Origin of the sequence: Plantibacter lichenum, from assembly GCF_050587525.1 — a bacterium.
Taxonomy (GTDB): domain Bacteria; phylum Actinomycetota; class Actinomycetes; order Actinomycetales; family Microbacteriaceae; genus Plantibacter.
Genome location: NZ_JBOBFT010000008.1, coordinates 131613 through 144710, shown reverse-complemented (window position 1 = coordinate 144710; position 13098 = coordinate 131613). Strand labels below are relative to the sequence as shown.

Sequence of the window (13098 nt, the reverse complement as noted above, 5' to 3'; positions counted from 1 at the left end):
CGCGTCGCGTGCGTCGATTTTGGACATGAGCACCACGATGGACGCATGCTATCCATGATTCAGGATTGAGTGCGGCGTGTCGCGATATTGGACACCGGATGTGTATTCTGATCGCATGACGATGATTGACAATCCAACGTGGACGCTCTCAGACAGGCTGAAGAAAGCACGTCTGCTGGCCGGCCTAGAGCAAGCCGAACTTGCCGCGAGGATCGGCGCTTCGCGGACTTCTATCAGCAACTACGAGACCGGCCGGAACGAGCCGACGGTCAGTGTTTTCGTCGCATGGTCGCGCGTCACCGGCGCTCCGCTCGAATGGCTCGCAGAAGGCGTTAAACCAAAAACGGCCCCGTCCGAAGACGAGGCCGTTCCTGTTGTGGTGCACCCCCCGGGACTTGAACCCGGAACCCACTGATTAAGAGTCAGTTGCTCTGCCGATTGAGCTAGAGGTGCGTGTTTCGGAGTGTTCCGAACCGAGATGAGACTCTATCAGCGATTTCTGTCGAGTGCGAATCGAGCGCACCGAGCGTCGGATTCGGACCCCATCTAGGCTGGTCTCGTGACCACTCAGCCTGCCGCACACGCGGACGATCTCGCCCTCGCCCTCCGCCTCGCCGACCTCGCCGACACCATCTCGTCGGCCCGGTTCGACGCACTCGACCTCGACGTGTCGACCAAACCCGACCGCAGCTTCGTGACGGACGCGGACCTCGCCGTCGAACGGGCGATCCGTGACCTCCTCGAAGCGGAGCGCCCCGAGGACGGCATCCTCGGCGAGGAGTTCGGCACGAGCGGCACGTCGACGCGGCAGTGGATCATCGACCCGATCGACGGGACCGCAAACTTCCTGCGCGGCGTCGCCAACTGGGCGACCCTCATCAGCCTCGCGGTCGACGGCAAACCCGTCGTCGGCGTCGTCAGCGCGCCGGCGATGCGTTCACGCTGGTGGGCGGCGACCGGGTCCGGCGCATGGGGGCAGCGAGCCGATGAGACCGCGCCGCGCAGACTCGCCGTCTCGCAGGTCGAGGATCTCGCCGATTCGTCGTTCAGCTTCCAGAGCATCGAGCAGTGGGAGGACGCAGGCCGTTTGGACCAGCTGCTGGCCCTCAGTCGGGCCGTGTGGCGCGATCGCGCCTACGGTGACATGTGGTCCTACATGCTGCTCGCCGAGGGCTCCATCGACGCCGTGGCGGAGTTCGACGTCAAGGAGTACGACCTGGGCGCCCACGTGCCGATCGTCGAGGAGGCGGGCGGTCGCATCACGGACATCGACGGCGACGACTCGATCGCCACCCGCAGCGTGCTCGCGACGAACGGACGCCTGCACGCGCAGTACCTCGCACGAGTCGCCGGCGGCCCCGGACAGGTGCCGGCCGTCTGACCTGGACCAGTCAGCTCGGAGCGAACTGCCTGCCCGGAGCACACAGCCAGCACGGAGCGGCTGACACGCACCCACGACCCGCACAAGCCCCCGCAACGCGTACGGCGGCGGTCGTACGCTGATCCCGTGAACGATCAGCGCCAGCAGCACCCCACCAGCGACTCCCCTGCATCGGCTCCGACATGGTGAGGCTCCGCCGCAGCGATCCGAACACGAGCGGACTCCGTCGGGTGCGCTCCGGCAAAGGCTTCAGCTACCGGACGCCCGACGGTGCCCTCCTGAAGGACCCGGAGATCCGCGCTCGCATCGAGGCACTCGTGATCCCTCCGGCGTGGACGGACGTCTGGATCACCCCGCACGCCAACGGTCACATCCAGGCGACGGGCGTCGATGCGGCCGGCCGTCGCCAGTACCTCTACCACCCGTCCTGGCGGGAGCGACAGGATCGGACGAAGTTCGATCGGGCACTCGCCCTCGCCGAGGCGCTCCCTTCGGCTCGCGGACGGGTCACACGCGACCTCCGCGATGACGGCCCGACCCTCGATCGCGCACTGGCGGCAGGGTTCCGCATGCTCGACACGGGGTCGCTCCGGGTCGGCGGCGAACAGTACGCGGAATCGAACGGGAGCCACGGCCTCTCCACGCTCCTCTGTTCGCACGCGACGGTGCACGGTGACACGGTCTCGCTCGCCTTCCCGGCGAAGAGCGGACAGCCGTGGGAATCCGACATCACCGATCCCGATCTCGCGCGCGTGATCCGCTCGCTCAAACGACGCGGCGCGAACGCGAGGCTCCTCGCGTGGAGCGATGACGGGACGTGGCATCCCGTCGCCGCCTCCCAGATCAACGAGTACGTGCGTGAACGGACGGGCGGTGCGTTCACGGCGAAGGACTTCCGCACACTCCACGGCACCGTGACGGCCGCAGTCAGCCTGGCGAAGCACGGGCCGGAGCGGACGGAGACCGGGCGCACGAAAGCGCTCGCGCAGGCGATGCGGGATGCCGCGGAGGTGCTCGGGAACACCCCGACGATCGCGAAGCAGAGCTATGTGGACCCTCGCGTCGTCGACCGCTACCGTGCCGGAGAGACGATTCTGCTCGAGGGGCGCGGATCACCGGAGACGGCGCTCCGGGTCATGCTCGCCTGACGCGCCTCCGCGCGCACGTTTCGAGGACACCGGCTCCGGCGTCAACCCCCTGACGAGGATCCGCGTATCGACCTACCGTGGAACACGAATGACGACCGGTGCGCGGCCCCTGGGCCCGCACACTCGACTCGCACGACGGAAGGCCAACGATGACGACGACCGGCGACGACGGACGGATTCACCACGACGAGGACGGGACGACCGGCGCGCAACGCAGTTCCGAGGTCCTCGACGAGTACGGGGACGACCCCATGCCGACCACGGGACCGGATGCCGACGCCTCGCGGGATTCGACGAAGCAGGACGATCCGTCCGACCCGGCCAGCGTCGATCCGGACACCCCGATCTCGACTGACTCCCCCGACTGACTGACTCACCCGATTGACCGACTCACCCGGCTGAGCGGCTCACCCGGCACGATCGTGGGGCGTCTCGACGACACCCGCGGGGTTGCTCACTCTGGAGCAGGCGTCCCCGCGTCCCGCCTGGCGTCGGACTCGGTCCGGTACTGCTCGATGTCTGCCTCCGGGATGAGCTGCAGACCGCGCGGCGTGTGCGAGGTGTCCGCGAGGACTTCGAGCCAGGCGCGGTTGAGCTCAGGTGCGCGGCTGCCGAAGAACCGGAACTGCAGAGGAATGCTCGGCGAGAGCCAGATCGACACGCGCCCGGACCCCTGATCGGGCTCGTTGACCCAGCTCATGAAGAAGCCCTCTTGACGGCGCAGCTTCGATCCGATGACCACTTTGAGGTGCGCGAGCGCACGGTCTTCGATTTCGTATTCCGCGCCGGCGCCGTAGACGAGATAACCCATGGCACCATCATGCCGGTTCCCGAACGGTTCATCCGCACGTTTCGCCCGCACGAGTCGGGGCGATGCGACGACGAACGCACAGCCCGTCGAAACGGTCAATCCCTTGAAGGGGCTCCGACCGTCTTCCTACGGTGACGGTGAAAGGAGATCACGATGCCAGCAGGGAAGAACTCACGGCTGAAGGACCCGGAGCTCTACGAGGAGCTCCGGAAGGACGGAAATTCCAAGGAAAAGTCGGCGCGCATCTCCAACGCGGCCGCCAAGAAGGGTCGGTCCGCAGTCGGCCGATCGGGCGGTGAATCCGGATCGTACGAGGACTGGACCGTCCCGGACCTCCGCAAACGGGCGAAGGAATTGGGCATGTCCGGGTACTCCGACAAGAAGAAGAGCGACCTCGTGTCGATGCTGCGCGACCACTGATCCTGCGACGGCGATCCGCCCGTGAACGCACGAACGGCCGGGGCGATGAGCCCCGGCCGTTCGTGCAACGGTCAACCGTCAGACGCTTTTGCGCCCGGTGATCGTCCTGATCAGGAATGCGATGATCGCAATGGCTGCGAGGATGAGGCCCACCCAGATCAAGAAGTTCAGGGATTGGACGAATCCACCGGTGATGGCCAGAACGATCGCCACGATGATGACGACGAGCAGAAGAATATTCATAACAGCTCCTTTCGCAGAACTGACTCCACCGTATTGGGGTCGAGGCGTTCGACCCAGGGGCTTGACAAGCGCTCCCGCCGCGTGGGATCAGGCGCGATCCGAGCCGTGATCGATCGATCGGCGCATCACGAGCGGTATCACGAGCCACACGACGGCGACGACCACGGCCAGGGCGGCTCCCGCGATGGTCGCGTCCGTGCGATTCGTGACGACGTCGAACACGAAGAAGACGACGCCGATGAGGAGGAGCGAGATCACCGTGAGGGTGAAGCGCAGCACGATGCTGCCGAACCGGACGATGCGACGCTTGAGCCCACGGTGGAACAGCAGGCGGTGGAGGCTCACCGGGGCGAGGCCGAGGACCGTGCTGAGCGCGGCGAGGACGACGAGGGTGAGGTAGACGCCGATCTGCACGCCATCGAGATCACCGAACGCCGGCTGGAAGGCGAGGGCGAGCAGAAACCCGGTGAGGATCTGCGTGCCGGTCTGGGTGACGCGGAGTTCCTGCAGGAGCTCGTTCCAGTTGCGGTCGAGGCGCTCGTTGGCGGTTTCGTCCCGCCCGTCGCCCGGAACGGCGTCGATGTCCGCCGAGGCCTTGGAAGTGTCCATGCACGGATCGTAGCGGCCGGATCATCTGCGCACACGTCCTGGAGACCCTGTGACTCCGCAGTGTCGACTTGTGCAAAGACCCTCCGGCTGATAATCCTAAAGGGATCAATCGGTGGTCAAGCAGTGTGCCACCTCTTCCTTCTCAGGACGAGGTTTCACCATGCCCGCACTCGACGCCGTCCCCGCCGCGCCCTACGACTCCCGTACGGGCACGCTCGCGCAGCTCACCGATGACGATCGGCACCGTCTCGTCCTCGCGCATCTGGGCCTCGCGGAGGCCGTCGCCCACCGCTTCAGCGGGGCATCGACCGACTGGCTGGATCTCCGTCAGGTCGCCTACCTGGCCCTGGTGAACGCATCGCACCGCTTCGACCCGGCGGCCGGCCACGAGTTCGCGGCGTACGCTTCGCCCACGATCTCCGGCGCCGTCAAGCGCTCCCTCCGCGACCACGCCTGGATGGTGCGTCCACCTCGCGCGGTCCAGGAGCTGCACTCCACCGTCACCGTCATCCGACCGACCCTCATGCAGTCGCTCGGCCACGAGCCGTCCGCCCGAGACTTGGCCGGTGCCATCGGTCGCTCTGCAGCCGATGTGCGCGAGGCCGTCGCCGCATCGAATGCGTTCCATCCGTTCTCGCTCGACGCCGATGTCGGAGCCGAACAACCGGTGCCGTTGCACGAGACGATCGCATCGATCGAAGCAGGGTTCGCCCGCGCGGAGGCACGCGCGACGATCGCTCGCGCGAGCCGCGGACTCCCGCTGCGCGATCGGCGAGTGCTCGTCCTCCGGTACGGACTCGACTACACCCAGGCCGAGATCGGTCTGGAGCTCGGCATCTCGCAGATGCACGTGTCACGGATCCTGCGTCGTGCGATCAGCAGCCTCCGAGCGTCCGAAGGGGCCGACTCGTCAGACGGCTACGAGCCGGCAGCCGTCCCCGAGGCGACGCCGGGCAGCTGACCGTTCGTCACGATGCGCTCGGCAACGGCCCGCAGCTTCATGTTGTGGTGCTGCGAGTAGCGGTTCAGCACGGCGAACGCACGATCGGCGTCGATGTTGAACCGCTCCATGAGGATGCCCTCAGCCTGCCCGATGAGCTTCCGCCCGTCGATCGCCTTGAGGAGGCCGTCCTCCTGCCTGGCCGCCGCGAGTGCCACCGACGCGTGCCTGGCGAAGATCTCCCCCACCGACTCGTCGTCCTCGGTGAAGAACGCGGGCTCGTCGGAGAACAGGTTGAGCGAGCCGAATCCACGGTCGCGAGTGAACAGCTGCACGCTCAGGCAGCTGCGGAATCCCAGGGCGGCGACCTTCGGGCCCCAGACCGGCCACCGTGGATCCGTCAGGATCTCGTCGATGATGTACGTCTCGTGCGATTCGAGCGAGCTGAGGCACGGCCCCTCTCCCAGTTCGCGCTGCAGATCATCGGCCTCCCGCACTCGATCGGAGGTCGCCGCGGCCGTCTCGATGACACCGGACGTGATCATGAGGATGCCGACGTCGTCGCACTCGAGCGCCGACTTCGCATACTCGGCGACCGCCTGCACGGTCGCATCCACGTCTGGCTCGGCCTGCAGCTCGAGCGCGATGTCCGCGATCCAGGTCGCTACCGCTTCATTCATTGCTTCGTCTGTCCATTCTCCGCGCGAAAGACGGGCCGATCGGCCGTTCCGCGTCCTGTTCCTGCCGCCACTGTACTGCTCGTCGGCCACCCCGAGGGCCGACGACCGCTCAGTCCGCGGCGCGGCGCTGCGTTTCCGGGACGAGTTCCGGTTGATCGTCGAGGACCAGTCCGTACACCGTGTGCGTCGTCGCCATCATCCGATCGAGCCACTCGCGGTTGAGCGAGACCGACTTGCTGCCGTGGAACTTGAAGTAGATCGGGGCGCCGTCGGTGACCCAGATCGAGCTCCGACCGCCGCCGTTCTCCGTGTGGTGCTGCCACGACAGCATGAAGCTCTCCCGGCGCCGCAGCTTCTGGGCGATGATGATCTTCAGGTGCGCGAGCGCGCGATCATCGAACTCGAAAATCGATCCGGCGTAGTTCAGTGTTCCCATGTGGTCTCCTCGGGGTGTGACGTGACGTCACTCCTCCAGTACCCCGATCAGGCGGGGCGTAAACCACTGGGACGGATTATTCTGCCGTGTGCCCCGGATGATCGGCACGGGACTGTCGTTCTCGGCCCTGCAACTCGTCCCGGATCAGGATCGTCGGATCAAGGTTGCCGCTCCGGTACGCAGCCCGGGCGACCATGTGCGCGGACACGGGCGCCGTGAGGCTCTGGAACACGATGATCGCGATGGCGAGGGTCACGGTGCCGATCGAGAGATTCGAGATCGCAACGTCGGCGACGATCGCGATGAGGCCGAGGATCTGCGGCTTCGTCGCGGCGTGGAGTCGGGACAGCACGTCGGGGAAGCGCAGGAGACCGATTCCCGCGGCGAAGCACATGACCGCACCGACGAGCACGAGGATCGCGGTCACGACCTCGCGGACCACCTCGCCGTTCATGCGTCGTCCTGCTTCGACATGAACCGGGCGACGCTCACCGAACCGACGATCGCGAACATCGCGAGGGCGAGCAGGATGGGCAGGCCGTCCGTGTGCTGGTTGATGGCCATCTCCGCGCCGATCGCGCACATCACGGTGGCGACGAGCACGTCGGAGGCGATGACGCGGTCCAGCAGACTCGGCCCGCGCACGATGCGGTACACGGCGGCGAGGGCGGCGGCGGTGAAGAGCGCCGCGGCGATGATGATGACGACCGTCATCATGCCTCCTTTCCTGTCTGGTCCGGCTCGATCGGCTGGACGGGAGCCCGTCTGATGTCTGCGGACGACCGGAGCGCATCCGCCTCCACTCGCGAGCCGATCGCGAGGATCAGGCGTCGCTCTGTTCCGAGGACCTCCGCGATGACGCGGTCGATGTCCGCGTCGTCGCTCACGTCGAGCGCGTGGAGGTAGAGGGTCGAGTTCGTGCGGTCGATGTCGACGACGATCGAGCCTGGCACGATCGAGACCGCTTCGGCGGTCCAGCTCATGATGAGGTCGGAACGCGTCCGGAGCCGCACGCCGATGATCGCGTTGCTGGCCCGGTAGCTCGGCTTGAGCACGAGCCAGGCGATCTCCGCCGAGGCCCGCACGATGTCGAGGAGCAGCTTCGCGAAGAAGACGAGCGTCCTCCAGAGGTTGATCCGCCCGCTGAGCTCCACGGCCGGCAGGTAGAAGAACGCCGAGACGACGATCGCGAGGACGACGCCCGTGAGCAACGTCAGGACGTCGAAGGTGCCCCAGAGGAGGCACCACAGCAGGACGAGCCCCGCGATCAGCAGCGTCTGGCTGACGAGGGCGCGACGACGGGTGGGTTGCATCATCGGAGGTGCTCCGTTCCGTCGGGGAACACGGCGTCGATGTAGACGGACGGATGCACGATGTCTTCCGCCGCACGGGTCGAGAGAGCGAAGAGCGGCCCGGCGAACACGGTCAGTGCGACGGTGAGGACGACCATGCCTGTCGTCGCACCGACCATCGGACGCGAGATCGTCTTGGTGGCGACCGTTCCGGCGTCCTCGGGGCTCTCGGCGAGCTGGTCGAGGAGCGGGGACTCGTAGCCCTCCACCTCGCCCTTGCGGCGCCAGAAGCCCATGTTCCACACGCGAGCGAGTGCGTACAGGGTGAGGAGCGAGGTCGCGGCACCGGCTGCGATGAGCACGTAGGTGAGCGGGTCGCCCTCCTGCACGCCGGCCTGGAACAACGCGACCTTGCCGAGGAAGCCTGAGAACGGCGGGATGCCGCCGAGGTTCATGGCGCCGATGAAGAACAGCACGCCCACGATCGGCGAAGCCTTCAGGATGCCGCCGAGGCGCGAGATCGAGGTGGTCCCGCCCACCCGCTCGACGAGGCCGGTCGTGAGGAACAGGGTCGTCTGCACGACGATGTGGTGCACGATGTAGTACACCGTCGCTGCGGTGCCCGCCACACCGCCGATCGCGATGCCGAAGATCATGTAGCCAATGTGGCTGACCAGGGTGAAGGACAACAATCGTTTGATGTCAGCCTGGGCGACCGCGCCGAAGATACCGATCACCAGGGTGAAGAACGCGATCACCATTAAGGGGACCGTCAGCGGCGCGTCCTCGAACAGCAGCGTGTTCGTGCGGATGATGGCGTAGACGCCGACCTTCGTGAGCAAGCCGGCGAACACGGCCGTGACCGGGGCGGGCGCCGTCGGGTAGGAGTCCGGCAGCCAGAAGGACAGCGGGAAGACAGCGGCTTTCACGGCGAAGCCGAGGAGGAGCGCAGCACAGAGGATCGCCTGGACGTCCATCGGCAGGTCCTTGACCCGTTCGGCCACGAGCGCGATCGTCACGGTGCCCGTGGCGCCGTAGATGAGCGCGATCGACGCCACGAACAGCAGCGAGGACATGAGGCTGATGACGATGTATGTGACGCCTGCCCGGATGCGGGCACCCGTGCCGCCGAGGGTCAGCAGCACGTAGCTCGCCGCGAGCAGCATCTCGAAGCCGACGTACATGTTGAACAGGTCGCCCGCGACGAACGCGTCGAACAGACCGGCCGCCAGCACGAGGTACGCGGGGTGGAAGATCGAGACGGGCGTCTCGCTGTCGCCGTCCACGATGCCCTGACCGATGGCGAACACGAGGACACCGAGGAGCATGAGCGCCGAGATGAGCAGCATGATCGCAGACAGCCGGTCCACGACGAGGACGATGCCCCATGGCGGCGACCAACCGCCCAGCTGGACCACGAACGTGCCGACCTGGTCCACCATCACGAGCAGGATCGCGCTGATCACGGTGACCGAGGTGAGGGCCACGACGCTGATCGCGACCTGCAGCCGACGACGGTGACCGAAGATGAGCGCGACCGCTGAACCGATCAGCGGGATCATCACGACGAGTGGGACGAGTGCGTTCATGCGCCCTTCCCCTTCCCCGTGGTGGTGCCGTTCGGTGTGGATCCGTCCCGTTCGTCGGAACTGTGCTCGTTGCTCTGGTCGAGGACGCGTTGGATGGCTTCGTCGTCCACGTCCACCTGACGGAACACCTCTTCGGTGGCCTCCTCGGTGTCGTGCTCGTGTTCGTCGCCGAGTGTGTCGCCTTCATCGCCGAGCTGGGCGAGCCACCACGTGCGATAGATCAGGGCGAGGATGAAGGCCGTGATGCCGAAGTTGATGACGATGGCGGTCAGCATGAGGACCTGGGGCACCGGGTCGACCATGTGATCGTCGGACGCCGTCCCCGTCACGATGGGCGCCGTTCCGCTCGCCCCGCTCATGATGAGGATGAGGAGGTTCGTGGCGTTGCCGACGAGGATGAAGCCGATCAGGAAGCGTGTGAGGCTCCGCTCGAGCATGACGTAGACGCCCGTGCCGTACATGATGGCCATCAGCAGGACGAGGGTGAGGGATGCGCTCATCGTTCCACCTCGCTCGGGGTGAACTCGTCGGTGCTCTGATCGTCGATGTCCGCCTCGTCCTGTTGCCGGTCGACCTCGGCGCCGAGACTGCGCAGGATGTCGAGCGCGAGCCCGACGACCACGAGGTACACGCCGATGTCGAAGATGGTGGAGGTGCCGAAGGACAGGTGTCCGAGAATCGGCACGTCGGTCGCGAAGTACGCCGATTGCAGCGCTTCACCGCCGAAGATGAGCGCGCCAGCTGCGGTTCCGACGGAGAGCAGGAGGCCGAGTCCGAGGACCTTGCCCGCATCGATCGGCACGGCTTCGCCGAGCTCGTACCGTCCACCGGCCAGATAGCGGAAGACGAGCGCGAGACCGGCGAGCAGGCCGCCGGCGAACCCGCCGCCCGGCTCGTTGTGGCCGACGAAGAGCAGGAAGACCGACACGATGATCGCGGGGTGGAAGAGTAGTCGGACGAGCACTTCGAGCAGGATCGAGCGGTTCGCTTCCGCGATGGCGCGACCGCCGATGAGCCAGGAGTGCCGGCCAACGGCCTCGCGCTCTTCACCGATGTGCGGGTCGGCCACGACCTTCGACCTGGCCTTCGCGGAGCGGCTGCCGCGTGCGCCGAGCAGTCGCGGAACCGCGGAACCGCGCTGCGAGACGAACAGGAGGCTCGCGATGCCGGTCGCCACGACGACGAGTACCGAGACCTCCCCCATCGTGTCCCAGGCGCGGATGTCGACGAGCATGACGTTGACGATGTTCTTTCCGTGGCCCTCTTCGACGGCCAAACGCGGTAGTTCGGTCGCGATGCTCTCCGCCTGACGGGCGCCGAATGCGATGAGGCCGATCGCGCCCATGACGACACCGGTCAATCCGCCGATGATCGCGCGTCGCATGCGCCTGACGGGCTTGTTGTGCTGCGCGATGCGTGTGGGGAGGCGACGGAGCACGAGGACGAAGACGACGACCGTGATGGTCTCCACGAGCGCCTGGGTCAGCGCGAGGTCCGGTGCGCCGTGCAGGGCGAAGAGCGCCACGAGGCCGAAGCCCGTCACGCCGACGAGCAGCACGGCGGTCATCCGCTGCTTCGCGCGGGCCGCGGCGATGGAAGCGGCGGCCATGGTGAACGCGATCGCGACCTGCGCCGGGTAGTCCCACAGGCGGATCTCGGTCGGCCAGGCGCGGCCGATGAGGGCGATGGCGCCGAGCGTGAGCACGAAGACGACGAGGATCGTCGAGAGGTACTGCACGAGACCACCGCGCTGGGCGAAGAGCGTGACCTTCGCCGAGAGCTTGTCGACGAACTGCATCGTCGACCAGTAGCCGCGCGAAGCGTCGATGAGCGGTGGAACTCTGTCCTGGAACCGCGCGACCGGGATGCGCCGCCAGAACAGCACGAGGCCGAGGGCGACGACGACCGCGGAGATGCCGAGCGCCGGCTCGAAGCCGTGCCAGAGCGCCAGATGGTAGTGGCCCTCCCCCAGTGTGTCCGCGTAGGGGCTGAGCAGTGCGTCGACGGGACCGGCGGTGAAGCCGAGGACGACCGTGACGGCGGAGAGGATCGCCGGGGCGACGATGATGTCGGGGTGATCGTTGTGGAGCTTCGTCGGCTCTGCGCCGCGGCGCGACGCGAAGGCGCCCCAGAAGAAGCGTGCGCTGTACGCGACCGTGAGCACCGATCCGACGGCTGTGCCGATGAGAGCGACCCAGCCCCACACGGCTCCGTGCATCGCATCTTGGAGGAGGGACGTGAAGACCGCTTCCTTCGCGACGAAGCCGAAGAGCGGAGGCAGTCCTGCCATCGAGGCGACGGCGATCCCCGCGACGACGGCCAGGAACGGCGCTTGCTTGCCGACACCGGAGAGGTGCCGCCAGTCGCGCGTTCCCGCGTTGTGGTCGATGATGCCGACCACGAGGAACAGCGTCGCCTTGTAGACGGCGTGGGCCAGGAGCAACGCGACCGCCGCCAACGCGGAGTCGCGCGTCCCGTAGCCGGAGATGATCATGAGGAAGCCGAGTTGACTCACCGTGCCGTAGGCGAGGATGAGCTTCAGGTCGTATTGCCGAAGCGATCGCCACGCGCCCACGAGCATCGTGAGCACGCCGAGTCCCACGAGCATGGGCGTCCAGCCGGGCGTGTCAGCGTAGCCGGGCGCGAACCGGGCGACGAGGTAGATGCCGGCCTTCACCATCGCCGCAGCGTGGAGGTACGCGCTCACCGGAGTGGGCGCCGCCATCGCGGCCGGCAGCCAGAAGTGGAACGGGACGAGCGCGGACTTCGAGATCGCGCCGACGAGGATGAGGAGGATCGCGGTGGTCGCCATCGGGCCGGTCAACCCCTGGTCGACGATGGACGCGATCGACGTCGTTCCGGCCTGCACGGAGATCATCACGACGCCCACGAGCATCACGAGACCGCCGAAGGTCGTGACCAGGAGCGCTTGGAGCGCGGCGCCTCGGCTCTCCTTGCGGCCCGTGTAGTGACCGATGAGGAGGTAGGAGAGGACGCTCGTGATCTCCCAGAACATGAACATGACGACGAGGTCGTCTGCCGTCACGAGACCGAACATCGTCCCTGCGAAAGCGAGGAGCAAGGAGGCGAATCTGCCGAGCCCCGGCTCGTCCTTCGAGAAGTACCGTGCGCAGTAGAGCAGGACGAGAGCGCCGACGCCCGTCACGACGAGTGACAGGAGCCATGCGAGGGAGTCCATGCGGAACGACAGCGAGATGCCGAGTTGCGGGATCCATTCGAAGGTCTCCGCGACGACACCGCCGTTCTGCACGGCGCCGGTCTGGAGCAGCGTCCAGATGAATGCCGCTGCGGGAATGAGTGCTACGAGGACGAAAACTCGCGTTGACAGCCAGCGCGTGAGCAAGGGCGTGACGACGGAGATCGCAGCGAAAACGATGAGGATTGTCGCCATGCAGGTCTCCCGGGAGGACGGTGGCCTTTGGAGTTCCAGACTATCAGGGACGAGTGGCGGATAACTCCCCCGATGTCGGCAGCGACCCCCGTTCGGGACGTCCTGCCGCCGCTCCTGGAGCGCCCTGGTGCGGAAAC

Annotated in this window: 17 protein-coding genes and 1 tRNA gene; 6 read left to right on the top strand and 12 right to left on the bottom strand. The window is 66.7% G+C overall.

The annotated features are described in order from the left end of the window. The first annotated feature begins 115 nt into the window (after window positions 1-115). Window positions 116-415 (top strand): helix-turn-helix domain-containing protein, encoded by a 300-nt coding sequence (locus ACQ3HB_RS12665; protein WP_430920510.1) that lies wholly within the window; start codon window positions 116-118, stop codon window positions 413-415. Here ACQ3HB_RS12665 and ACQ3HB_RS12660 read toward each other — a convergent pair. After that, a tRNA-Lys gene (locus ACQ3HB_RS12660) sits at window positions 378-453 on the bottom strand. The two genes, ACQ3HB_RS12665 and ACQ3HB_RS12660, sit on opposite strands and share 38 nt — an antisense overlap. Window positions 454-559: 106 nt before the next feature. Between ACQ3HB_RS12660 and ACQ3HB_RS12655 the strand changes: the two genes are divergently transcribed. The 3 genes from ACQ3HB_RS12655 (at window position 560) to ACQ3HB_RS12645 (ending at window position 2897) form a co-directional block, all read left to right on the top strand. Further along, window positions 560-1381 (top strand): inositol monophosphatase family protein, encoded by an 822-nt coding sequence (locus ACQ3HB_RS12655; protein ID WP_430920417.1) that lies wholly within the window; start codon window positions 560-562, stop codon window positions 1379-1381. Between the two features lie 182 nt (window positions 1382-1563). Beyond that, window positions 1564-2529, top strand: coding sequence for a DNA topoisomerase IB (locus ACQ3HB_RS12650; protein ID WP_430920416.1), 966 nt, complete (start codon window positions 1564-1566; stop codon window positions 2527-2529). Window positions 2530-2678: 149 nt separating this feature from the next. Next, the gene (locus ACQ3HB_RS12645) at window positions 2679-2897 is read left to right on the top strand and encodes a hypothetical protein (RefSeq protein ID WP_430920415.1); all 219 of its coding nucleotides are present in this window, start codon (window positions 2679-2681) and stop codon (window positions 2895-2897) included. A gap of 86 nt (window positions 2898-2983) precedes the next feature. Here the strand turns inward: ACQ3HB_RS12645 and ACQ3HB_RS12640 are convergent, their stop codons facing one another. Beyond that, a complete protein-coding gene (locus ACQ3HB_RS12640) occupies window positions 2984-3340 on the bottom strand; it encodes a DUF7882 family protein (protein ID WP_430920414.1) in 357 nt (118 codons plus the stop codon). A 153-nt stretch (window positions 3341-3493) separates the two neighbouring features. Between ACQ3HB_RS12640 and ACQ3HB_RS12635 the strand changes: the two genes are divergently transcribed. Next, the gene (locus ACQ3HB_RS12635) at window positions 3494-3760 is read left to right on the top strand and encodes a DUF7218 family protein (protein ID WP_430920413.1); all 267 of its coding nucleotides are present in this window, start codon (window positions 3494-3496) and stop codon (window positions 3758-3760) included. Between the two features lie 78 nt (window positions 3761-3838). Here ACQ3HB_RS12635 and ACQ3HB_RS12630 read toward each other — a convergent pair whose 3' ends face one another. Next, on the bottom strand, window positions 3839-4003 hold the full coding sequence (locus ACQ3HB_RS12630; RefSeq protein WP_430920412.1) for a hypothetical protein: 165 nt from the start codon (window positions 4001-4003) through the stop codon (window positions 3839-3841). Window positions 4004-4090: 87 nt separating this feature from the next. After that, a complete protein-coding gene (locus ACQ3HB_RS12625; protein ID WP_430920411.1) occupies window positions 4091-4612 on the bottom strand; it encodes a DUF6328 family protein in 522 nt (173 codons plus the stop codon). 160 nt (window positions 4613-4772) lie between these two features. Between ACQ3HB_RS12625 and ACQ3HB_RS12620 the strand changes: the two genes are divergently transcribed. Next, complete coding sequence (locus ACQ3HB_RS12620; RefSeq protein ID WP_430920410.1) at window positions 4773-5573, top strand: sigma-70 family RNA polymerase sigma factor; 801 nt, start codon at window positions 4773-4775, stop codon at window positions 5571-5573. Here the strand turns inward: ACQ3HB_RS12620 and ACQ3HB_RS12615 are convergent. From ACQ3HB_RS12615 to ACQ3HB_RS12580, 8 genes are all read right to left on the bottom strand, one after another. Then, window positions 5531-6232, bottom strand: a complete 702-nt coding sequence (locus ACQ3HB_RS12615; RefSeq protein WP_430920409.1) for a GAF and ANTAR domain-containing protein — start codon at window positions 6230-6232, stop codon at window positions 5531-5533. The genes ACQ3HB_RS12620 and ACQ3HB_RS12615 overlap by 43 nt on opposite strands. Window positions 6233-6341: 109 nt before the next feature. Beyond that, entirely contained in the window at window positions 6342-6668 is a 327-nt protein-coding gene (locus ACQ3HB_RS12610; RefSeq protein ID WP_430920408.1) for a DUF7882 family protein, read from the bottom strand. 76 nt (window positions 6669-6744) lie between these two features. Further along, window positions 6745-7122: a monovalent cation/H(+) antiporter subunit G gene (gene mnhG, locus ACQ3HB_RS12605; protein WP_430920407.1), complete on the bottom strand. Its 378-nt coding sequence runs from the start codon at window positions 7120-7122 to the stop codon at window positions 6745-6747. Continuing rightward, window positions 7119-7382 (bottom strand): MrpF/PhaF family protein, encoded by a 264-nt coding sequence (locus ACQ3HB_RS12600; protein ID WP_430920406.1) that lies wholly within the window; start codon window positions 7380-7382, stop codon window positions 7119-7121. Before ACQ3HB_RS12600 ends, mnhG begins: the two co-directional genes overlap by 4 nt. Beyond that, the gene (locus tag ACQ3HB_RS12595; RefSeq protein WP_430920405.1) at window positions 7382-7984 is read right to left on the bottom strand and encodes a Na+/H+ antiporter subunit E; all 603 of its coding nucleotides are present in this window, start codon (window positions 7982-7984) and stop codon (window positions 7382-7384) included. The genes ACQ3HB_RS12600 and ACQ3HB_RS12595 overlap by 1 nt, the downstream gene beginning before the upstream one ends. Next, window positions 7981-9549 carry a Na+/H+ antiporter subunit D gene (locus ACQ3HB_RS12590; protein ID WP_430920404.1) on the bottom strand — a complete coding sequence of 523 codons (1569 nt, stop codon included), beginning with the start codon at window positions 9547-9549 and terminating at the stop codon, window positions 7981-7983. The genes ACQ3HB_RS12595 and ACQ3HB_RS12590 overlap by 4 nt, the downstream gene beginning before the upstream one ends. After that, entirely contained in the window at window positions 9546-10049 is a 504-nt protein-coding gene (locus ACQ3HB_RS12585; RefSeq protein WP_430920403.1) for a sodium:proton antiporter, read from the bottom strand. Before ACQ3HB_RS12585 ends, ACQ3HB_RS12590 begins: the two co-directional genes overlap by 4 nt. After that, window positions 10046-12961: a Na+/H+ antiporter subunit A gene (locus ACQ3HB_RS12580; RefSeq protein ID WP_430920402.1), complete on the bottom strand. Its 2916-nt coding sequence runs from the start codon at window positions 12959-12961 to the stop codon at window positions 10046-10048. Before ACQ3HB_RS12580 ends, ACQ3HB_RS12585 begins: the two co-directional genes overlap by 4 nt. Between the last annotated feature and the right edge of the window lie 137 nt (window positions 12962-13098).

Coding starts and splice junctions, on each gene's coding strand:
- ACQ3HB_RS12665 (WP_430920510.1), top strand. CDS start 116: ATGACGATGATTGACAATCCAACGTGGACGCTCTCAGACAGGCTGAAG.
- ACQ3HB_RS12650 (WP_430920416.1), top strand. CDS start 1,564: ATGGTGAGGCTCCGCCGCAGCGATCCGAACACGAGCGGACTCCGTCGG.
- ACQ3HB_RS12645 (WP_430920415.1), top strand. CDS start 2,679: ATGACGACGACCGGCGACGACGGACGGATTCACCACGACGAGGACGGG.
- ACQ3HB_RS12640 (WP_430920414.1), bottom strand. CDS start 3,340: ATGGGTTATCTCGTCTACGGCGCCGGCGCGGAATACGAAATCGAAGAC.
- ACQ3HB_RS12635 (WP_430920413.1), top strand. CDS start 3,494: ATGCCAGCAGGGAAGAACTCACGGCTGAAGGACCCGGAGCTCTACGAG.
- ACQ3HB_RS12630 (WP_430920412.1), bottom strand. CDS start 4,003: ATGAATATTCTTCTGCTCGTCGTCATCATCGTGGCGATCGTTCTGGCC.
- ACQ3HB_RS12625 (WP_430920411.1), bottom strand. CDS start 4,612: ATGGACACTTCCAAGGCCTCGGCGGACATCGACGCCGTTCCGGGCGAC.
- ACQ3HB_RS12620 (WP_430920410.1), top strand. CDS start 4,773: ATGCCCGCACTCGACGCCGTCCCCGCCGCGCCCTACGACTCCCGTACG.
- ACQ3HB_RS12615 (WP_430920409.1), bottom strand. CDS start 6,232: ATGAATGAAGCGGTAGCGACCTGGATCGCGGACATCGCGCTCGAGCTG.
- ACQ3HB_RS12610 (WP_430920408.1), bottom strand. CDS start 6,668: ATGGGAACACTGAACTACGCCGGATCGATTTTCGAGTTCGATGATCGC.
- mnhG (WP_430920407.1), bottom strand. CDS start 7,122: ATGAACGGCGAGGTGGTCCGCGAGGTCGTGACCGCGATCCTCGTGCTC.
- ACQ3HB_RS12600 (WP_430920406.1), bottom strand. CDS start 7,382: ATGACGGTCGTCATCATCATCGCCGCGGCGCTCTTCACCGCCGCCGCC.
- ACQ3HB_RS12595 (WP_430920405.1), bottom strand. CDS start 7,984: ATGATGCAACCCACCCGTCGTCGCGCCCTCGTCAGCCAGACGCTGCTG.
- ACQ3HB_RS12590 (WP_430920404.1), bottom strand. CDS start 9,549: ATGAACGCACTCGTCCCACTCGTCGTGATGATCCCGCTGATCGGTTCA.
- ACQ3HB_RS12585 (WP_430920403.1), bottom strand. CDS start 10,049: ATGAGCGCATCCCTCACCCTCGTCCTGCTGATGGCCATCATGTACGGC.
- ACQ3HB_RS12580 (WP_430920402.1), bottom strand. CDS start 12,961: ATGGCGACAATCCTCATCGTTTTCGCTGCGATCTCCGTCGTCACGCCC.